Source organism: Bdellovibrio svalbardensis (genome assembly GCF_029531655.1).
Taxonomy (GTDB): domain Bacteria; phylum Bdellovibrionota; class Bdellovibrionia; order Bdellovibrionales; family Bdellovibrionaceae; genus Bdellovibrio; species Bdellovibrio svalbardensis.
The window spans coordinates 104,794-125,382 of the sequence record NZ_JANRMI010000001.1 but is presented as its reverse complement, the minus strand read 5'-3'; the positions used below and the strand labels follow the sequence as shown (position 1 = coordinate 125,382).

The window sequence follows — 20,589 nt, the reverse complement described above, 5'->3', positions numbered from 1 at the left end:
GGTCCGCATGGAGACCCTCGACAAAATTTGTTTGTGAGGGTCGTGTATGCAAAAGAAGTTATCCCCCGAGTTTACCCATCTTGTGGATTGGTCCGTTACCGAGCTGGGGCGGGTGATACAATCTGAACTTGGAAAAAAGTCTTTTTATCGAATTGAAAAAATCCGTCGTTATATAAAATCATCTGAAGGCAATAGCTTGCGGGGCCTTCTTAAGCTGAAGGCGGATCTTGCAAAACTTGATTCCACTGAGCAATTCTATATCGCTCATGCCTTTGCCTTGATGTTGGAAGTGATCAATACCTGTGAGGCGGCTTATCGCATCCACAGGCTGCAGGAAGAGTTCACACCGGATAAAGAACAACACAATTTTGGCCGAATCATTCACGTGTTGACGGCGCACCCTACAGAATCACGCAATCCTGATATCATTTTCTTTTTTAAAAAAATTCAAAATCTGCTGGTCGAGCATCTTAAAAATCCAACGCCACAGGATGCCTCGGAGCTGCATAAAAATCTTTGTCTGGCGTGGAAGATTCCAATTTCCAAACAACGCAAACCCACGGTTATGGACGAGGCCGATTATGTCTATTCTCTCGCCCTGCAGAATGAGTCTATTAATTTGTATCTTCAGCAAAGAAGAGCAAAGTTGCCATTCTATATTCGTACTTGGGTTGGGGGAGATAAAGATGGCCATCCCGGTGTTGATGAAAAAACAATGCTGGGAAGTTTGCAGCGTTCTCGGGCGATGATCTTAACTTGGCTGATGCATTCCTTGGATTTGTTCTTGGGCGAACTCACTCCTGTGGCAAAGTCAGCAACGGTGGATCGCAAGCAATTCCGCGAATTGGTAGCGGCAACCAAAGATTTGAAACGGAACTTGCCGAAGTTAAAAGTGATTCTGGAAAAGGATTCGCAGAAAGTTCATCAGCTGCGACAAAATCTATTGGAACTCGAAAAAGCCTTTCTAGAAAACACGACGGGGACGAGCAGGTATCTTTCGCGCGCCTTGGAGATCTATAAGGTTTTTCCAGCCTTGGTCGTTCCGTTAGAGATTCGCGAAGATTCCTCTTTGGTCCATGAAGCTCTTAAAGATGCTCGCAAGAAAATGAATATATCGCGGATGTTAGATAAGCTGGCGAAAATTTCCCCTCAGCATGATCCCCGAAATTATGTGCGAGGCTTTGTACTTAGCCAAACCGAATCAGCCCAGGATATTGTCGCGGGCATTCGGCTTGTTGAGAAATATTTAGGCCAAGCGCAACTGCCGGTGGTGCCTCTTTTCGAAAGTGCTCATTCTTTGGAAAATGCGTCGGACATTGTCGAAGAGCTTTTAAAGGTTAAAAAAAATTCCGCTTTGATTAAAGCACAGTGGAATGCGCAATTCGAAGTGATGTTGGGATACTCTGATTCCGCAAAGGAAAATGGATCCTTTCCCTCTCGTTTTCTGATTCAGTCGGCGATTCGTAAGCTGGAAAACGTGATTCAGAAATATAAATTAACACCCATTTTTTTCCACGGTTCTGGTGGAAGTGTAGAGCGTGGGGGCGGCTCTATTCAGGAGCAAACGGAGTGGTGGCCAGCCTCTGCTTTGTCTACAGTGAAGATGACGATTCAAGGTGAGGTGATCTACCGCAATTATACGTCGACATCTCTGTTGCAAAGGCAGATTGATCTTATCACGCAAACCCGCGACCAGCGGGCTCGAAAAAAAGGTAAGGCGCAAAGCCGTCAGACTCAATCGGTGCTGTCAGATTTGGCTGCTGCTATTCAAGGATCCTATCAGGGAATGTTAGCAGATCCTGACTTCTTGGATTTGATTGAACACGGAACCCCTTACGCGTTCTTAAAAGATTTGCGCTTTGGTTCACGACCAGCGAAGCGACAAGGGGCTGTGCAGATAAAAAATTTGCGTGCGATTCCCTGGGTTCTTTGCTGGACACAAACAAGGGCGTTGTTCCCAAGTTGGTGGGGTGTGGGTTCTTATTGGAGGACCTTGAAGCCGGCACAAAAGGTAAAATTCAAAAAGGCATTTCATGAATCGGCTCTGTTTCGTTCTTATGTCAAAGTCTTGGGTTTTACCCTAGAGAAAATTGAGCTCGATATTTTCTCGATGTATCTTCATTCATCAAAACTTTCGGATGTTGTTATAGATAAATTTGAAAGAAAATTTCACGAGGAGTACTTTCAAAGTATTCGGTGTGTGCGCGAGATAACTGGCGAGAAAAGTCTTTTGTGGTATCGCCCATGGCTTGAAACCAGCATCGCGCTTCGCTCCCCGCTGATACATCCTTTGAACGTCCTTCAGCTGATTGCGCTTGAAACGAAGGATATTAGATTGCTTCGGGAAACTGTCACAGGTGTGGCTAGTGGAATGCTGACGACTGGTTAAAGCGAGCGAGTCGAAATAGAGCTCAAAAATAAGATTTTTTCGATATTTTGTGCCGACTTTGCATTTTTTTGAAGAAAAAATGGCGGAGAAGGAGGGATTCGAACCCTCGGTACACTTTTGGTGTACGAGCATTTAGCAAACGCTTGGATTCAGCCACTCTCCCACTTCTCCGCGGTCGATATAAATCGACTAGGGGTTCAAGGTGCCATATCGGGGAACCCAAATCAAGGGTTTGGCCAGGTGCTTTTTGCAATTTTTGGTAAGAATGCTTGATTTTTCTCTGACCGCAGCTTAGAAATACTTCTCTTTCACAGTGCACTCGTAGCTCAGCTGGATAGAGTACTTGACTACGAATCAAGTGGTCAGAGGTTCGAATCCTCTCGAGTGCACCATTTTTTCCCCTAAAAAATCCCCCAGGTAATTTTAAAAAGCATACAAAATCAAATACTTGCGATATTTCGTTCGCGGGATCACAATCTCTTTTTAAGCTGCGAGGGATGCGTGAATACTAAGTTATTATTGAAAGTCGTGATGCTCGTGGTGGCCTTAGGCGCCGTCATCTACGGGATTAAAACTTTAAAATCCCCAGAATTTTCTCAAAAATCTAATGATCCAGATAACGCGATCTCTTTGTTGTTGGGAAGTGATCTCCGTCCTTTAAATTGGTGCTTTGAAAAGACCACTCAGATGGAAATTCTGAAAGATGACGGATCTATTCTTAAAACTATTCAGGATCCCGCTGAAATCAGTTCACTCTGCGAAACGATGATTGGTGGAGTCACAGCTGATAAGTTGTCTCAGGCCGTATTTATTCGTCGTCTGGTAGTGCGAAAGGGAGAAAAAGACGAGAGAGTCCTCGAGCAAGCCAAAGAGGGCGGTTTGTTTCGCGTTCAAGAGATGCCTTTTACCTCCCCGATGTTAGAAAAATCATTACAGCGTTTAAACAGTTCGACGGCTCCATAAAAATGGCCTGGATTTGGGGCAGATTTTCGTTTGACAAGAAAGACCCGAACCACTAATTTAGTTTCTCACCGATGTTCAGGAGTAGCTCAGTCGGTAGAGCAAGCGGCTGTTAACCGCTGGGTCGGGGGTTCGAGTCCCTCCTCCTGAGCCATTTTTTTAAAAAAATGAGGATGAAGAAGAAGCCAAGCCACAAGCTTGGTTTTTTTATTTTCTGGCTCTGTAAAATCAAAATTTTAATATTCTAACGGGCTTTGGGTACCTCTTTTGACATTGGGTTTCTGTGTTTCGAATGCATTAGGAACAAAATGGACTGAGTTTCTAAACGAAAGATAAGTTACTTTATTAATACAACTTGTCCGCGTCCCTGCATTTAGATAGGATTTTGGTTAGATGAAATACTCTAAGTGCGTTGCTAAATGTCTTATATTGTTTGCTTTTTATTCTTTGTTGGCCTGTCAGGCATCGGATTATTCAAATCCTGCAGCGCAACCACCTGTCCCACCTCCGCCCGCTGAGAAGCCAGTTTTTGATAATATTGCAGAGGGATCTGTGAATGGGCGTGCCTGGAAACTTGTAGACGGCCGCGCTTCTGTTTTTAAACGAAATGGAAAGCGCTATTTAGAGATTAAACTTTGGAATCAGTCTTATGCTGCTCCTTGTGAACAGCATTTTGGATCCACTTTTCAGATTCGTTTATACTCTGAAAACAAAGTCAGCACAGGAAAGATTGATCCGGGTGATCCATTCAGCTTAATTCCTGCCATTATTTTCTCTGATCTGACAGAGAGTTCGAACTATCGCAATAACATGGTTGCCAGTAAGGGTGAGATCCGTGTGACCAGTATTAAAAATGGCCGCGTGAAGGGGTCCGTTCAAGGCGATTTCAAAGCCGAAAACACGGGTCGCACTGAAGTCGGCGGTAATTTTGATGTTCCTTTTTGCGAGTCGTCTTCGGCGCCCATGAACGGCTCATACTGACACAAAAGGGCTCCTAATCACTCTTTAAAGCTTATATATTGCATTTGAGTCATCTTTTGACAGGCACGGGGTTTGTAACACACTGCTCCGGATAGCTGACGTCTGTTGGAGGACCTAATGAACCTAGTAAAGCAACTGCCTTTGATCGCATTCCTTGCGTTAACCGCGATCACCGTAAAAGCACAAGCGCAGTCCCCGACGGCCCTTACTCTTCAGGCTAAACCTACAGCAGTTGCTGCCAATCCCGCATCTCATGTAAAAAGCTACCGTGAATGGAAACACGAACTGGTCGTGGATGCCCAGGGCAAAGTGATGATGCTTAAAACGCAAATCGAATCACGCAAACAAAGTCGCGGGGTCGCTCAAGGCACCGATCCAAATCTTGGAAAAACTCATGGCCTTGAGGCGGTGGCATCTCGTGATTTGGCTTTAGAGAAGCTTGAGAAGGATTTGCGCGCGGAACAGTATGATCTTGATGTTGCTAACGATTTGACGGTGACCGACTATTTCGTGGGTTATCTTACTAAGGTGCAAAACAAGAAAGCAGCCTTTCAGGAAGTGGCTGGAAAGTTGTCTCCGGATGAAGTCGCAGAGTTGATGACAGCTTATGCGAATTCAGTATTTGGAGCCCACGCTGCGGATTTGCCTGCTAGTGCGGCGAACGTGGCAAAAGATCCAGTTAAGTAGTCCCCAAAATAACATTAAATTTACGCTTGGCATTAGGACCTCAGACCCAAAAAAATTTAAGGCACCTGACCTTGACTCCTATCGCAGCCGATCCATATTAACTCCGTTAATAACTAACGGAGGCATACCATGGCTAAGAGTGAAATCGGCGTTCGTCCCCTTCACGACAGAATTCTAGTTCGCAGAATGGCAGAAGAAGAAAAAACCGCTGGCGGTCTTTTCATTCCTGATACAGCAAAAGAAAAACCACAAAAAGGCGAAATCATCGCGACTGGTAAAGGTCGTATCACTGAAGACGGAAAAGTTCTTCCGTTGGAAGTTAAAGTTGGCGACAAAGTTCTATTCAGCAAATACGCAGGTACAGAATTGAAACTTGAAGGTGCTGAATACTTGATGATGCGCGAAGAAGATATTCTAGGCGTTTTCAACTAGCTGCTTCGACGTAAGTCGAACACAGTTTAACTAGAAAAAATAATTAAACTTATCTACTCCGACGAAGTCGGAGTGAATCAGATAACGGAGTAAATCATGTCTAAAGTATTAGTTTTCTCAGAAGACGCTCGCGCACACATCTTGAAAGGTGTGAACACTCTTGCGAACGCAGTAAAAGTAACTTTGGGACCTAAAGGTCGTAACGTCGTTATCGACAAATCTTTCGGTTCACCGTTGATCACTAAAGACGGTGTGACTGTTGCTAAAGAAATCGAATTGGAAAACAAATTCGAAAACATGGGCGCGCAAATGGTTAAAGAAGTTGCTTCTAAAACCAATGACGAAGCCGGTGACGGTACAACAACTGCTACTGTTTTGGCTCAAGCGATCTATCGCGAAGGTGCGAAACTTGTCTCTGCAGGTCACAACCCAATGTCAATCAAACGCGGTATCGACAAAGCAGTAGCTATCGTTATCGACGAATTGAAAACTATGGCGAAACCAGTAAAAGGTTCTAACGAAGTTGCACAAGTTGGTGCGATCTCTGCAAACAATGACAAAGAAATCGGTCAAATGTTGGCAGACGCTATGGATAAAGTTGGTAAAGAAGGCGTTATCACTATCGAAGAATCTAAAACTGCTAAAACTGAAGTTACAGTTGTAGAGGGTATGCAATTCGATCGTGGTTACTTGTCTCCATACTTCGTAACTAACGCAGAAAGAATGGAAGTGGTTCTTGAGAACGCTTACGTTCTTGTTTACGACAAAAAAATCTCTTCTATGAAAGATATGATTTCAATTCTTGAAGGCGTTGCTAAGCAAGGTCGTCAATTGTTGATCATCGCTGAAGACGTTGAAGGTGAAGCATTGGCAACTTTGGTTGTTAATAAACTTCGCGGAACTCTTCATATCTGTGCGGTTAAAGCTCCTGGCTTCGGTGACCGTCGTAAAGCTATGCTTGAAGACATCGCTATCTTGACTGGTGCAAAAGTGATCTCTGAAGATATCGGTTTGAAACTTGAGCAAGCGACTGTTGCTGATCTTGGTGTTGCGAAACGCATCGTTGTAGACAAAGACAACACAACTGTAATTGATGGCGCAGGTAAAAAAGCGGACATCACTGCACGTGTTAACGCTATCAAAGCTCAGATCGAAGAAACTTCATCTGACTACGATAAAGAAAAATTGAAAGAGCGTTTGGCTAAATTGGCTGGCGGCGTAGCTGTTATCCACGTTGGTGCTCCTTCTGAAGTTGAGATGAAAGAGAAAAAACACCGCGTAGAAGACGCTTTGAACGCGACTCGCGCAGCTGTTGAAGAAGGTATCGTTGCTGGTGGTGGTACTGCTTTGCTTCGCGCTTCTACTAAAGTTGATAAAACTAAGTTCTCTGAAGACGAACAATTCGGCGCAATCATCATCAAACGTGCTTGCGAAGAGCCTATCCGTCAAATCGCAGCAAATGCTGGTTTGGATGGCGCGATTGTTTTGGATCGTATCCTTCAAAACAAATCAATCTCTTGGGGCTTCAACGCTTACTCTGACGAATACACTGACTTGATCAAAGACGGTGTTATCGATCCAGTTAAAGTTGTTCGTTGCGCTTTGACGAATGCAGCTTCTGTTTCTTCTTTGATGCTTACTACAGAGACTATGATCGCTGAAGCACCTAAGAAAGAATCTGCTATGCCTGCTGGCGGCGGCCACGGTATGGGCGGAATGGGTGGCATGGGCGATATGATGTAATTCAGGCGCCCGCCTAACTGCTAAGAAAAAAAGCCTGGGATTTAAACCCCAGGCTTTTTTATTTTCTAAAGCTGTCTAGAACAAATATTGAATACCGCCCATGAGGGTGGTCATCTTGTGGCTGATGCTCGAAGCAGGATCGCTGCGCTGGCCAGCTCCGCTGAAGCTTGAGCTGTAATTTTCAAATAGCAACTCGCCTCTGATTTTGAATCTTGTTTTTAAGCGATAGTCCATGAAGAAGCTAAAGGCGTTGATAGTGTTGCTGGAAGAAGCTCCACTGGATTTGCTTTCGCTTAAGCTGGGGTTTACGTAAAGATCAAACTTACCGCCCAAATCAATAGGGAGCTCATCAGAAAGAGGGAACTGACCCTCGATTCCCAAAAGCAAGCCACTGTACTTCATAGATGTGAAGGCCGTTGGTGTGCTGTCATCCACCTTAAAATCTGTTGAAGAGAAACCAGCATTCAATCGGATCTTCGGACCAAAAAAATCATTGCTGAGCAGGAAGTTATAGCCACCATTGACCCCGTATTGACTCACCGACATATTGAGTTTTCCGGGAGAGGATCCCGAGTAGCCATTGTCGATCGAGAAAACAGATTGTCTAAGGTTTACACCAACGAACCATTCTGGATTGATCCAGAGTTCTGCTCGGACCAGGATATTAGGAGACAGGTTGTTGCTGCCGCTGATGGATCCCGCCGTTTGGAGTTTGGCGTTCTGGGTGTAGTTTGAAAATCCCGCCATTAATTCCACTTTACCAAATTGTGGAGCCGACTCCGGAACCCACTCTTTCGGTTCATCTCCGAAGGCCACGTCCTTGTCAGGACGTTGAGTGATGTCTTGCATGACTTTGCCGGACGGGGTGGTAACTGGAAGAGAGTATTTTACGAATTCGTCCGGCATTACCTTTGAGCCAACTGCAATGACGCCGCTTTCCTTTTCGAGTTCGACATAACCAAAGCTGAGATAAGGTTCAACTTTGAACAGCTTTACTCTACCAAGAACTTCTTTGTCAGTGCTGACCATGAAATTTAATTTTGGATGACGATTGATCTTGATGATTTGCACGACGGAGACCCGGTTGCCGGATTTAAGACCATAATTGCTACCTAAATTCAAAGTCACTTGCTGGCCGCGACGGCTCAGGATGGTCGCGCGGAAAGGCATGCGATTTTTCAAATTCATAAACAGATTTGCAACTTGCGATTTGATATCACCGATTTCAAAACCTTTATAGTCAGCAATATTTTCCTGCAGCAGAGGTAGACCTTCTCGACCAACAAAAAGAGTCAACGTGATAGAGATACCGCGAGGACCTTTGATAAGTTTGGAGGTAAGCGCAGCTTCAGAAGCACCTGCTTGAAGAATTTTTTTAACGTCCTCCGGGTGTTCATCCAAAAGTTCTGATTTGATTTTCAAATCTTTGGGAAACTCTGAAAGAGACCACTGCTTGTCGTCATTCAAAAGCTTTCGCAATTCTTCGTCGATGGGCTTTGCATAAATGCCTCCCACGTTGTCCGTAGTGGGTACGAGCACGAGAGATTTAATTGCTAAATCCTGATCGACAGCGCTGATGTATGTATTCTGGGCATTGGTCTGGCCGCCCGTAGGGTTCTTTGCTTGGGCCTGGACCAGATGAAGAGGCATGAAAATGCTAGACAACACGAGGCTAAAACTAAGAAGGAATGATTTCATGTTTTAATTGTGCCTTGCACATGAAAACTCGTCAATTTGACATCAAGTAATTCAGACCGAGAGCCGAAATAAAAATCATGAAATCTTCTGTTTCGATTCTATTTTCAGTTGTGACTCTCCTTAGTGGCACTTACGCTCTTGCGCAGTCTAGTCTAGAAGGCTTCTCTACGGGTCGCTATGAGATTCATAAGTCCTCAAAATCTGCAAAGTCCTCTCGTAAGCCCTCCTCTGTTGAAGGTGAAGAATCCAAGCCAGTGACGGATGCGGACGGAATGAAGGTTCGATTGCTAACTCCTTCAGAGTTGGCGGCAGAAAAAGCGGCCGAGGCAAAAGTGGCTGCAGAAATTCAGGCAAAGAAACTGGCAGAGCAGAAGACGGCGGAAAAAAAAGTTGTTGAGGATAAAGCTGTCGCGGATAAGAAAATAATTGAAGATCAAAAGGCATCCGAAGTCACGGTGGCTGCCGCAGATGTGGAAGAGCCGAGTATTTCCGAGCAGGCGGAGTCGCTTTTTTCAAGTCAGTCCGAAAAGGTCTATGATTACTATCGCCAGGAAATTCATCCTGATGATATTCGCAACAACAAAGTTGAAGTCGAGTTTTCTCCGTTATTAGGTTATAACGATTCCTCGTCGAACTATTCATTCAGAAAATACCAAAATTTCTTTGAGGCTTTGAAACTAAAAGCCAATGTCTGGCTTACTCCTTTGATTGGTGTGAGTGGACAGATTTTATTCTCTTTCGGCGGGGATATTGATGATGCGAATCACTCAAAAGTTTCTGCCAAATATGAAAATTTAGATCTGGGCTTTAACTTTAGGAAGTTCTTTGGAGTATCCCGCAAATCCAATTCATTGGAATTTTCGGTATTATACAGCGATAACAATTTCAAAGTTTCAAAAGACAGCACCATGCATCCTCGCATTAAATCCTCTGGTGTTGGTGTGGGCCTAAAAGGTCGTTTCCCTACTTCAATGAGCTATGCTTGGACCGTGGGGGGCACCTTTTTCCCGCGTTTACAACATTCAGAGTCAGCGACCGCAGTGAATGTCAGTTCTGGTTCTACAGACGAAAACACGCGCATTGGATTTGATGTGGGTGGAGAATGGAAGTTCTCTCGCCACAGTCAGATGATTTGGAGCCTGGGTGTTACTTCAGAGAAAAATCTTTTTACCGGTTCTGCGACTTTGCCAGACTCAAGTACGGGATTAATACCTTCTGGTGTGAGTGTGACGAATACCATGTATTTGATGAACCTAGGCTATCGTTGGGGTCATTAAAATCCACTCACCAAAGTTAGTTTAAATACCTATACTGAAGCGGATGAAGATACGTTTTGCTGTTGTCGACGATGCCGCTTTCCTTCGTGAGCTCATAAAAAATATTGTGACCTCTGCCGGTGGCATGTGCGTGGGAGAAGCTGAGAACGGCGAAGAGGCTGTTAAGCTCATTCAATCCACCCTTCCCGATCTTGTATTTATGGATATGGTCATGCCAGAGAAGAATGGCATTGAGGCTGCAAAAGCCATCAAGGAATTCGCCCCTGAAACCAAAATCATCGGATGTTCTACCATCGACAATGAGGATCTTATCGAGAAGGCTAAAGAGGCGGGATTCGATGCCTATCTCACGAAACCATTTACTAAAGATCAAATTTTAAAAGCTATTGATAAAGTGTTACCGCACCAAGGGGAAACAACTCATGGAAGAACTTAAATTCGTTCTTAAAACCTTCGCCTTTACTTGTTTGTTGATTGTGCTGATGCAGGTCAAAGTGGGCGGAGCTTCAATTGAAAGCCATTCATTCAGATGGCTGCAACATTCGACAGTGTCTCAATGGATTCAGAGTGCAGCGGCTGGTGGCGCAATGGCTTTGAAAAATTTGAGTGGTCATGTGAAAGATGGCGTGGTTAGCACCGTTGATGGATTTCAAGAAGGTGCGCACGAAAAGGCTATTCGCTAACTACTTTGCCTAAGGTAGTGATTACTTAACAGCTTGTTGAGCTGCTGTAGTTGCAGTTGTGGAACCTTGTGCTGAAACAGGGGCTGCTGCAGTATGCGCAAAAAGGCTGTTACCTTGTGAACTCATCATGTGTGAGCATTTAGAACCAGCAAAAGAAGTTGAAGCGATTGTTAGGATTGTTACTGTGATGATTGCTTGAGTGATTTTCATGGGAGCTCCTAGTGTGTATTTGTTCGTCGTACACAAGAGGGTATTGCATCGCCCGTGCCAGATTTTGTGAATCACAATGAGATTGCCAAGTCGTCAAATCAACAACTTAGAGAGATGTCTTCTCAGACTGAGAAGGCCAATGCCGTCACGCGCGCTTTTCGTTCCGCTCCTGATAAGGGAGTAGACAAAAGGGAAAGGAGAGCGACCATTGGGGGGGAAGCCACTCTCCTTTTGGGGGCATTTTCAAATTATTTAACTGCGCCGTTAGAGTGGGCTCTTACAGGAACAGTCGGAGAAGTTGTCGATGAACGAGCCTTCATAACCGGGTTCGTTGATGCGAACAAAGACCCATTTTCCTTGTGAGCGCACTTTGGATCTGCGAATGACATAGATGCAGACGCAAGCACAACAGCAGCCATTAGAATTTTAGCAAGTTTCATAGGGACTCCTTTGAGTGTAATTAATCTTCAATAGGAGGTATTGCATCGCTCATGCCATGAATTGTGTCTCAGTCTGAGACGTAATCAGTCAGATTTCGGGTATTTAAGGTGTGATTCGCGCAAAAGAAAAGGGCCCAGGTTGTCCTGAGCCCTTTTGTGTTCATCTTGTGAATAATAACTAGACAATCTGACTCGCCGAGTGAAGCAAAAGGTGCCTGGCACCTTTTGCGGGTCGTCTGATTAGTTTGTACCTTCGTTGGCTTTGCTTCCAGTGCCTTGGTTTTGGCCTGAGCCAGTTGCAGGTTGGGCAGCTGTAGGATCACTGAGGCGCATATGTTTAAGACGAGCCAAGCACTCCTTGCACTCGCCAACAGTGGCAACAGCGGCACCTTGTGAGGTCATTGCTTCATTCGGGTCTTCGCCAGGGTTTACTGAGCGTTTTGATTCCTGTGCAAATGCAGAGAAGGCCGAACCTAAAGAAACTAAGATTGTTGCAGCAACTAAAATCTTTTTCATACAGTCACCTTCCTTACAGATAAAGCTCAGCCGTAGCTGGAGCGATAATATCTAGCAAGTTATTAAATGTGCTGGCTACTTGCATTGCCACTGAAGGACCTTCTTTGCTGTCGACCTTATTGATCTCACCATTCTGTTTGTAAGAAACCTGAATGGTGCCCAAGCCAGGGCGAGTCACTACTGCTGGTTTGCCGTAGCGTTCTTCGTATTCGATCTTCACAACCTTCTTCGCTTGATCAGTGATCGTTGCGATGCGGCCACGATTGTCATAAGTCATTGAAATCTTTTGACCGTCAGTGTTCTGAGCAAACGCCAAATTTCCTTTAGGATCGTATTGGAACTTCGTTTGCTTGGTGGCTACTTTTGCACCCTTCGCGTTGAAGAAGACCGAAGTCACTTCGCTGACCTTCTTAACTTTTGGATCGTATTCGTAAGTCATACGCATTGCTGCTGTCGCTTTTACCTTCACAAGTCCGTCTGGGAAGTACTCGTAAGTGATGCGATCTGTGTTGCGACGGATAGAAGTCGGTTTGCCGAACACTTCGTGATAAGTGATATCCGTAGTGTTGCCGTTTACTGACGTCATAACACGCTGTAGGAAGAACTGACCATCAGCACGTTGTTGATGCCAGAATTCGTACTTATTATCTGCGATAGTTTCTTTGCCGCAGACTTTCTTAACAGTCGACCAATAGTGATTTTTAGGATCATTTGTCGCGAACTCGTACTTATAAGACTCGATACACTTATCGCGATCTGCGAAACCGATAACCCAGTCATTCTTTTTGTCGTATTTCAAAGCGACAAAAGTTTTATCTGGCCAAGAAGCTTTGGTTAGATTGTGAAGATCATCGTACTCGTAAGTATATGTCTTCAACCAGGCATTCTTTACAGAAGCCAAGTCATCCAGGTTGGCGAATTTATATTCAGCCATGAGGCCGTTTGGACCCGTGATAGTTTTAACTTTTTTATTCTGGAAATATTTGAAAGCCAAACGACGTCCATTGTTGTCTTCCAGTTGAGCAATCGAATCCTTGTCATACGTAAATTTCAGGAAGTTCCCGTTTTTATCGTAGATATGAGTCAATTTTCCTTGAAGACTGAAGCGTTGAGCGCTGCCATCTGGAAGATTGCGGGTGTAGTAAGTCTTATTGAAGACAAAGTGCTCGACCTCGCGACCGTTTGCATAGAATTTCGTCCCTTCTTTAACTGGCGCCGTTAATCCGTACTTGGCTGCCAACTCTGAACGGGCGTTATCGTCTTCAACGAGCTGAGTTTTCAAGCCGTTGATGTAAGCTTCCGTCACGCCGACTTTTTTCTCGGCCTTCATTTTAGCAACGATGGCGTTGATCGTGTTGTCGACATCTTTACGACTGACTTCACGAGGAGAGAAAGTTACTTCAAGACCGCCTCCGCATTCTTTCACCTTCAAGTTGCCTTCGGCATTTACTTCCATGCTGGTTTCAAAATCTGAACACCAGCCGAAGCCGAACATACCATTGAAGAGTGAGCGGCTGTTGTAAGTCCTAACGATTTTCAAATCGTATCCGCTGCCTGGAACATCCATATCAATCCAGGTATTCGAATAGTTGGCATTTTTCATGTCGACAAGCGCGTGCGCTTGCGCAGAAAAAAGAACTGCGATCGCCAAGAGAGTCTTCTTCATTATTTCTACCTCTTCAGTAACTACTTCAGTTAAAACCAAAGTGCATGCTTGAAACTGATAAACTACACTTTGATGGTAACAAGCTTTTTGATAACCACGCCACCGATAATTTGTAGAGCCAGCATCACGAACAACAACACTAGACCAAGGGTTGTGGTAAACATGGGTTTGATGAAATTAGGATCCACCATTAAAAATACGCCCATCAAGATAAACGGGATCATGGTCACGATGATTCCCTGCATGAGCCCTTGTGCTGTCAAAGCCTGAATTTTTTTCTCTACCTTTTGTCTTTCACGAATGACCGTGACTATGGTCTGGAAAGTTTCGGCCAAGTTACCGCCGGTCTCTTTCAGGATATTGATAGAGGTTACAAACATCTGCACATCAGGGCGAGGGATGCGATTTCCCAAATCACTCAATGCACTTTCAAAACTATCACCGACTTGCATTTGATAAAGAACTTGTGAGAACTCCTGGCTGATGGGATTTCCCATGATTTCCACCACGCGCTTCATGGATTCTTGTGGATTGGAACCGGCTTTAATACCGTTTGCCATAATAGTAAGTCCATCCACCATTTGATCTGTGAAGACGGAGCAGCGTTTTTCATACATGAAGCGAACAAGCAATAAGGGAAGCTGCCAGCCTCCGATAGTCAGAGCTGCGCCAAACACAACTCCTAAAAGAACATTTGGCCAGAAGAGCAGGAAAGCCAAGGCGCCCACACCAAAGCTCATAAGTAAAATCATGATGGTGATTTTCTTTTCGTCAACATCATTGCCCATCAAACGAAGTGTTTTGACGACTTCTTCTCTTTGACCAAGGCTGCGCTTATGCAGCCATGTGATTGCTTTCTCGGACCACATCAAAATGATCACGAAAACGCAGATACCGAAAAGAGGAATCATAATCCATTCGTTAAAAAGAAAACGCATAGTCTATCCCACCTTCTTAGGAGGTGTGACTCCTGGCATTCCCGGCATCTTCGGTGCAGCGATATTTGGAGCTGCTGCCTTTGCTGCAGGGGCTGGGTTCGCAGCGGCTGGGTCATTGGCGAAGATCTCACGCGGAATGACAACACCCTTGTCGCTTAATTTTTGAATGAAGCTAGGGATTGTACCAGTTGCTTGGAACACACCTTGGATTTTACGATTTTTATCATAACCAGTTTCTTTGAAACGGAAGATTTCCGCCAAAGTCACGATCTCGCCCTGCATTCCGGCAACTTCAGTGATGCTCAGGATCTTACGGCTACCATCAGAAAGACGCGAGATCTGAACAATCAAGTTGACCGCGCCAGAGATCTGTTCGCGAATCGCGCGGATTGGAAGATCCATACCTGACATCAAGCACAGAGTTTCCAGACGCGCAATACATTCACGGGGACTGTTGGCATGTGTAGTGGTCATTGAACCATCATGACCCGTGTTCATGGCTTGAAGCATATCTAGAGCGGCACCGTCACGGCACTCACCCACGATGATACGATCAGGACGCATACGCAGGGCATTTTTAATCAAGTCACGGATCGTGACTGAGTTCGTGCCTTCCATCGAAGCTGGGCGAGTCTCTAGTCGGACCACGTGCTCCTGTTGAAGCTGCAGCTCGGCCGCATCCTCGACAGTGATAACACGTTCATTCGAAGGAATGAATGAAGACATCATATTCAGCAAAGATGTTTTACCTGAACCGGTACCGCCAGAGATAACGATGTTCAAACCGTTTTCAGCACAGATGCGAAGGAAGTCGATCATGTTCTTAGTGATACTTCCGTATTCGATGTATTTTTCAGGCGTGATTCCGCCTTTTTTAAATTTACGAATTGTTAGAGCGGGGCCATCGATGGCCAAAGGCTCGATCACGGCATTCACACGGGAACCATCTTTCAAGCGCGCATCCACATAGGGAGTCGAGTCGTTGATCTGACGGCCGAGTGGGGTCACGATACGCTCAATAATACGACGAAGATGATCATTCGAAGTGAAGTAGACCGGGCTGAGTTGCACCTTACCACTTTTCTCAACGAAGATTTTCTTATAACCATTCACCATGATCTCAGAGACAGCTGGATCGGCAAGCAGATCTTCCAAAGGACCCAAGCCCAGCGCTTCTTCCAGCACTTCTTTAATAATTTTTGAGCGCTCTTCACGCGCAGTATCTGGAGCCTCTTTATCCACGATCAAAGTGATTTCACGTTTGGTTTTTTCGCGAATCTCTTTTTCTTTGTTCTCATCCTTGGTGTCCATAAGAAGCTTCTTAAGGTCGACTGTTCGGATGAGTTCATTATGAATACGAATTTTGAGGATCGTGCGTGGATCCATTCCCGCAGTCCCCGGAAGAGCCGCGGCGTTGCCGCCTTCCGCGCTGACAGTGGGAGCCGGCTTTGGACGAGAGAGAGTTTTGAGTCGTTGAATGACTCCGCCCGTAAGCTTTCTTGATAGATCAAAGTATGCAGCCGTTACGGGAGCTTTGGGAGCTGCCAAAACGAAAGGTTGATATTTTTGCATCGCCATTGTTGAGGTCGCTTCGTCTTGAGGAATGATTCCTAAGAACGGCAATTGCAATTGATTGGAAATTGCTTGAGGAGAAAGACCCGTTGGAGAGGCTTTATTTATCACAAGCTGGAACATGTCTTTAGGGAAAGTTGCAGAAAGAAGCTCGTTAATCAAACGCTGAGTTTGAGTCACGACGAGCACCTCTGGTGTAGTCACGATCATGATGGCTGTCGCTTCTTGAAGGACCGCCATTTGCGCAGGGCCTAGATCGTTACCACAATCCACAACGACGAATTTGAATGCACGACTGAAAAAATCAAGGAGTTTGCCAAGCATGTCCGGCGCGATGTTCATGCTTTCTTCAGGTCCACGAACTGCTCCGACGTAGGCAAGTCCCGAAGGATGCATAGTCACCAGAGTGTTCATCGGCTGTGAATTCAAAGAGCCTTGGAAGCTTGAAAGTTCTTTAAGAGTTTTGACGGGTTTCAAACCCATGATCACGTTTTGGTCGCCGACACTTTTTGAATCAGCGTCGACAAGCAAAACCTGAGTGCGGAGCTCAGTCATAAGTGCACAGGCAAAGTTAGCAGCGAAGACGCTCTTACCGACGCCTCCCTTACCACCAACAACAGCGATGAGATTACAATTAGGATTGATAGCCAATGCGGACCTCCGTCTTCCTTATCGGCCGGCGTGCACTGTCTTTATACGAGACTTAGGCCCTAATCACGTAAACGGAACTTCTTCTTGATCTGTTCAGCTCCGGCGCTGGCTGAAGTCTTTACGACTGGAGTCACAAACACCACGAACTGGCTTTGATCTTTCGCGAACTCTTTAGAGGCATACAAGCTGATGATCGGATTCTTCTGACCAGCTGGACGATTGTACCCAGTGGTTGAAGAGTTACGGATCAGACCGCCCACGGCCGCACTTTGACGGTCACGCACGATCACGGAGCTTGTCATCTCATTATTACTGGTAATTGGAGCACCCGCTGGCGTGCTACCGATCATACTGCTGACCTTAAAGGCCATATCAATATGCACGGAACCTGACTTTTCACCCAAAAGCATTGGCGTGATGGTTGTCACGATACCCACTTCGGCGAAGGCAGTTCCCTGAGTTCCATTCTGACCGATCACCGCGTACGGTTGGTTCGTCACCTGTTTGATTTCACCTTTTTTGCCATCTTCAACAATCAAACTAGTACTTTGTAAAATACGAGCGTGACCATGTTGTTTTGCCCAATTTAATTTAGGCAAGAGATTGGAAACGACACCAGTGAGTGAACTTACCACACCGCCGGCAGCGCTGCCGCCACTGGAGACAGTAAGCTGAGAGTTGTCAGCAAGTTCAGGAGTGAACTGGAACTTAAACGCTTTCGAATAGTCCTTATTCAGTTCTACATAGTGAACAACCATTTGAATCATTTTAGAAGGTGGCTTTGGAGCCGCTTCTTTGACTTGAATAAGATTGATCACGCCATCATTTGCCGGTTTACGTTTCTTGATCACACCTTTTTCTTCAGCCGCTTCAATGACGATGTCGGGAAGGTAAGTCTTTGCAATAATCTCTGCGCGAACTTTTTCGTCATCGCTATTTGCCCAGCCTTGAAGAATGATTTTGTCATTCACGGCACGAACTTCGATTTCAGGATTGTTGATGTCGCGAGTGATGAATTCTGCAATTTTCTTTTGTGCCAGAGGGCTTAAAGTCACCAAAGACGAAGCTTGATCACCGAACTGTTGAACCACATTGTAAATGCGCGCTAAATCCTTAGGGAGAAGGATTTGGCCGTCAACGACAACTTTGTTATTTACGATTTTGATATTAATACCTTCGATATCACCCAGAAGGGCGCGCATTTCGCGGACCACTTTATCGAGTTTGCTTTTCTTGATGTCGATGCGGTACTCGGCAACGATTTTGCCATTCTTTTTGTCATGAATAGTCAGAGTCGCAAAGCCATCCGCTTTGGGAGTGAAGCGAATGACATTGAGATCCTTGGCATAAGCCGCTGTCACGATACGACGGAAGTCACCACGGAACTCCACTTCGTTTGGAATAGGGGGAAGCTTCTCGTCATGTTCAATGCCAAGAGTAAGACTTAAGAATTTGCGAGAGCGATAGGATCCGCCGGATTCTTCAGAGACAGAAACAGTTGGATCCGCAGTGAGATCATCCTCAGCGCGGGCCGTATTTCCGCTCAGACTAAGAAGCAAACTTAGTATGAGTAGTTCGTATTTCATAAGTCCCCCTTAACTAACATTCCCCTAAAACAAACCAGAACTACAAAGTGTGAAATCCACCCGGTCGTTGTGTTGGTGGAGGTGCCGTACGTTGTTGCATCGTTGGAGCCATTGCGGGTCTAGCCGGTTGCTGCATCATTGGTGGAGCCACAGCCGCTGGCGGAGCTCCCTCCAAAGAAACAACCGGTCTTCCAGCTACAGAATCTGACGTCGAACTCGGCATGCGAGGCGGGACAGTTCTGTCACTAGGATTTCTTAAAGCGAAGAAGAGATTTCCCGGAGCTGTTGACAGGATATAGAACAAATCCTGAGCCTCTTTGGGAGTCGCTTCCACAGTAATCGTCGTATATTTGGTATCACCAGTCAGCGCAATCTGACTGAGATTTTTTCCAGAGGCATCGAGTTCGAACATACGTGGAATGTTGTTCACAACACTCACGCCGGTAGCAAGAACCACAACGTCACTCATCATCGTGAAGACTTCACGCTTTTGATTTACACCTTTGCCACTGTCCACAGCGGCGAAGATATCAACGCGGTCACCAGGGCGAATCATTTTTGCCACCGCACGCACCTCATCCACCGGAATGGCGATGGCGCGTTTACTTGGCGCCACTTGCAACGCAATCCCCGTGTCAGGTCCTGGAGTCAGCAAGTTATTTTTCAAAACCATCTGTCCTTTACGAATAGGAACAGCTGCCACGTTACCGATGATTTCATCAGGGACGGTGATCGCTTCAGGCTGAATAAAGTCAGCAGGAAGTTCTTTGGTCTCTACCATTGTATCATAGATCGTTTGCATTTCGGCAATATCGTCTTTGGCGACCACGACACGCTTTGTAGAGCCGAAGCGTTTATCGTACTCAGCTTTTTTCTCTTGAGAATAGCTATATAACAGGAAGGTCGCGAAGACTCCTGCTCCGATCGAAAGCCATAAATTTCGTGTGTCATTCGGTCCCATAGCTCTCCCTAAGTTCCACAAGCTGCATTCAAGCAGATGCCATATGATGATTTAATCCAGATAGGACTTACACTGACCCTATCATTCCTGGGGTTTGTACAACCTTGAGCACTGAAATCACAGACAGTCGGCACTTGATTATTATGGGCCGCACTGCCACCTTCGACTGCTGGACGATCTTTGAAGTCAAAGAAGTCGATTTTTCTTTTAGTCGCAGCCCAGTTGTCACCACTGTTCATGCTTTCATCGCGAGTTCCATGAATACGCATGCCATAGGCTTTGTAGTGAATATCTGCATTTCTGGTGCTGCGGAAGTAAGTCAAATTTGCGCGATGATTGAAAGTGCTAAATGCATAGTTGCGCGCAGCCATTGAATTCATGATGCCGGTGTGAACCGCTCCAAAGAATCCCAGCGAGAAATTAATAAGTAATACGATAATCACGATGATTGGAATCATCTCAAAGATCGCCATTCCTTTTTCATTATTTAGTGGTGAATTTCTCTGGGAGGACTTTTTAGATTTTAACATCCGTTGTCCTCCATAGGAATGTATTTGGACGAAGTAGCTCCGCCCATCGCTTTATAAGTTGTATTTGAAAGACTAAGTATAGCGTCGTTACGCTGTTTGATTTGCGCCCAGCACTCAGCTTGAGTGGGCTCGCGAATCATGAATGCCGTCAAGTTTGCAGAAAAACCGGTATCAGAATCTGATGAGGTGCTTCCCAAGAAGGCGATTTTAATATTGAGTAGGCGAGGTACGAAAACGATGCGGGCCCCAGTCAGAGGAATTTCCTCTGAATTGACGCTGCTGTATTCGTTTGAAAAATCAGAACCCTCGAAGCCGCCGCGGATATCCGCTTTGGGCGCACTTCCTGGTTGCGTGGTTCCAAGCAAGAACCAGCTTCCATCCGGTTTTGCGAATAGATCTTTTAGAACCGGACGATTGATAAGTTCATTGAACTTATCCTTTCCCACTAAGGCTTGCTTTTCAGGATTTTCATGCGCTGCGGATGCAGCTCTTGCTGTTGAGAAAGTTATATATTGACCAACTTCAGCCATAGCCAAAGTAAAAGTCAGTGAGAAGAGGACAATACAAAGACCTGCACACAGAGTGAGTGCAAAAATGAAATCGACGGAAATGATTCCGCGCGAATTTCCTATGATCTTTCTACCTTGTCCTTGTTCCTTCATTATCCAC

At 45.4% G+C, this 20,589-nt stretch carries 20 protein-coding genes and 3 tRNA genes; 11 read left to right on the top strand and 12 right to left on the bottom strand.

Annotated features, from left to right (window positions below; translation table 11 throughout):
- Nucleotides 1–46 precede the first annotated feature (46 nt).
- Nucleotides 47–2,389: a phosphoenolpyruvate carboxylase gene (locus NWE73_RS00625; RefSeq protein WP_277576329.1), complete on the top strand. Its 2,343-nt coding sequence runs from the start codon at nt 47–49 to the stop codon at nt 2,387–2,389.
- Nucleotides 2,390–2,469: 80 nt separating this feature from the next.
- Here the strand turns inward: NWE73_RS00625 and NWE73_RS00620 are convergent.
- Nucleotides 2,470–2,560 (bottom strand) — tRNA-Ser (locus NWE73_RS00620).
- 144 nt (nt 2,561–2,704) lie between these two features.
- On the opposite strand from NWE73_RS00620, the gene NWE73_RS00615 reads away from it, so the two are divergent.
- From NWE73_RS00615 to groL, 7 genes are all read left to right on the top strand, one after another.
- A tRNA-Arg gene (locus tag NWE73_RS00615) sits at nt 2,705–2,781 on the top strand.
- 109 nt (nt 2,782–2,890) lie between these two features.
- Nucleotides 2,891–3,352, top strand: a complete 462-nt coding sequence (locus NWE73_RS00610) for a hypothetical protein (RefSeq protein WP_277576328.1) — start codon at nt 2,891–2,893, stop codon at nt 3,350–3,352.
- 75 nt (nt 3,353–3,427) lie between these two features.
- Nucleotides 3,428–3,503 (top strand) — tRNA-Asn (locus tag NWE73_RS00605).
- Between the two features lie 239 nt (nt 3,504–3,742).
- Nucleotides 3,743–4,330: a hypothetical protein gene (locus tag NWE73_RS00600; RefSeq protein WP_277576327.1), complete on the top strand. Its 588-nt coding sequence runs from the start codon at nt 3,743–3,745 to the stop codon at nt 4,328–4,330.
- Between the two features lie 117 nt (nt 4,331–4,447).
- Nucleotides 4,448–5,017, top strand: coding sequence for a hypothetical protein (locus tag NWE73_RS00595; protein WP_277576326.1), 570 nt, complete (start codon nt 4,448–4,450; stop codon nt 5,015–5,017).
- 129 nt (nt 5,018–5,146) lie between these two features.
- Nucleotides 5,147–5,449 carry a co-chaperone GroES gene (gene groES / locus NWE73_RS00590; protein ID WP_277576325.1) on the top strand — a complete coding sequence of 101 codons (303 nt, stop codon included), beginning with the start codon at nt 5,147–5,149 and terminating at the stop codon, nt 5,447–5,449.
- A 96-nt stretch (nt 5,450–5,545) separates the two neighbouring features.
- Nucleotides 5,546–7,192: a chaperonin GroEL gene (groL, locus tag NWE73_RS00585; RefSeq protein WP_328517221.1), complete on the top strand. Its 1,647-nt coding sequence runs from the start codon at nt 5,546–5,548 to the stop codon at nt 7,190–7,192.
- A 75-nt stretch (nt 7,193–7,267) separates the two neighbouring features.
- Here the strand turns inward: groL and NWE73_RS00580 are convergent, their stop codons facing one another.
- A complete protein-coding gene (locus NWE73_RS00580; RefSeq protein ID WP_277576324.1) occupies nt 7,268–8,890 on the bottom strand; it encodes an outer membrane beta-barrel protein in 1,623 nt (540 codons plus the stop codon).
- A gap of 77 nt (nt 8,891–8,967) precedes the next feature.
- Here NWE73_RS00580 and NWE73_RS00575 point away from each other — a divergent pair, with 77 nt between their 5' ends.
- From NWE73_RS00575 to NWE73_RS00565, 3 genes are read left to right on the top strand one after another with little or no spacing between them, the layout of a single operon-like run.
- Nucleotides 8,968–10,167 (top strand): hypothetical protein, encoded by a 1,200-nt coding sequence (locus NWE73_RS00575; protein WP_277576323.1) that lies wholly within the window; start codon nt 8,968–8,970, stop codon nt 10,165–10,167.
- A gap of 43 nt (nt 10,168–10,210) precedes the next feature.
- On the top strand, nt 10,211–10,603 hold the full coding sequence (locus tag NWE73_RS00570) for a response regulator (protein WP_277576322.1): 393 nt from the start codon (nt 10,211–10,213) through the stop codon (nt 10,601–10,603).
- The gene (locus NWE73_RS00565; RefSeq protein ID WP_277576321.1) at nt 10,590–10,850 is read left to right on the top strand and encodes a hypothetical protein; all 261 of its coding nucleotides are present in this window, start codon (nt 10,590–10,592) and stop codon (nt 10,848–10,850) included. The genes NWE73_RS00570 and NWE73_RS00565 overlap by 14 nt, the downstream gene beginning before the upstream one ends.
- A 21-nt stretch (nt 10,851–10,871) precedes the next feature.
- On the opposite strand, the gene NWE73_RS00560 is transcribed toward NWE73_RS00565, so the two are convergent.
- The 10 genes from NWE73_RS00560 to NWE73_RS00515 all read right to left on the bottom strand — a co-directional run bounded on the left by NWE73_RS00560 (nt 10,872) and on the right by NWE73_RS00515 (nt 20,582).
- Nucleotides 10,872–11,060: a hypothetical protein gene (locus NWE73_RS00560; protein ID WP_277576320.1), complete on the bottom strand. Its 189-nt coding sequence runs from the start codon at nt 11,058–11,060 to the stop codon at nt 10,872–10,874.
- Between the two features lie 248 nt (nt 11,061–11,308).
- Nucleotides 11,309–11,500: a hypothetical protein gene (locus NWE73_RS00555; RefSeq protein ID WP_277576319.1), complete on the bottom strand. Its 192-nt coding sequence runs from the start codon at nt 11,498–11,500 to the stop codon at nt 11,309–11,311.
- A 240-nt stretch (nt 11,501–11,740) separates the two neighbouring features.
- Entirely contained in the window at nt 11,741–12,016 is a 276-nt protein-coding gene (locus NWE73_RS00550; protein ID WP_277576318.1) for a DUF2059 domain-containing protein, read from the bottom strand.
- A gap of 13 nt (nt 12,017–12,029) precedes the next feature.
- Nucleotides 12,030–13,682: a DUF6531 domain-containing protein gene (locus NWE73_RS00545; protein ID WP_277576317.1), complete on the bottom strand. Its 1,653-nt coding sequence runs from the start codon at nt 13,680–13,682 to the stop codon at nt 12,030–12,032.
- A 62-nt stretch (nt 13,683–13,744) separates the two neighbouring features.
- Nucleotides 13,745–14,620 (bottom strand): type II secretion system F family protein, encoded by an 876-nt coding sequence (locus NWE73_RS00540; protein ID WP_277576316.1) that lies wholly within the window; start codon nt 14,618–14,620, stop codon nt 13,745–13,747.
- A gap of 3 nt (nt 14,621–14,623) precedes the next feature.
- Nucleotides 14,624–16,843 carry an ATPase, T2SS/T4P/T4SS family gene (locus tag NWE73_RS00535; protein WP_277576315.1) on the bottom strand — a complete coding sequence of 740 codons (2,220 nt, stop codon included), beginning with the start codon at nt 16,841–16,843 and terminating at the stop codon, nt 14,624–14,626.
- A gap of 59 nt (nt 16,844–16,902) precedes the next feature.
- Complete coding sequence (locus NWE73_RS00530; RefSeq protein ID WP_277576314.1) at nt 16,903–18,429, bottom strand: BON domain-containing protein; 1,527 nt, start codon at nt 18,427–18,429, stop codon at nt 16,903–16,905.
- A 40-nt stretch (nt 18,430–18,469) separates the two neighbouring features.
- Nucleotides 18,470–19,390 (bottom strand): Flp pilus assembly protein CpaB, encoded by a 921-nt coding sequence (gene cpaB, locus NWE73_RS00525; protein WP_277576313.1) that lies wholly within the window; start codon nt 19,388–19,390, stop codon nt 18,470–18,472.
- 8 nt (nt 19,391–19,398) lie between these two features.
- On the bottom strand, nt 19,399–19,920 hold the full coding sequence (locus tag NWE73_RS00520; RefSeq protein ID WP_277576312.1) for a hypothetical protein: 522 nt from the start codon (nt 19,918–19,920) through the stop codon (nt 19,399–19,401).
- A complete protein-coding gene (locus NWE73_RS00515; protein ID WP_277576311.1) occupies nt 19,914–20,582 on the bottom strand; it encodes a hypothetical protein in 669 nt (222 codons plus the stop codon). Before NWE73_RS00515 ends, NWE73_RS00520 begins: the two co-directional genes overlap by 7 nt.
- Nucleotides 20,583–20,589 lie beyond the last annotated feature (7 nt).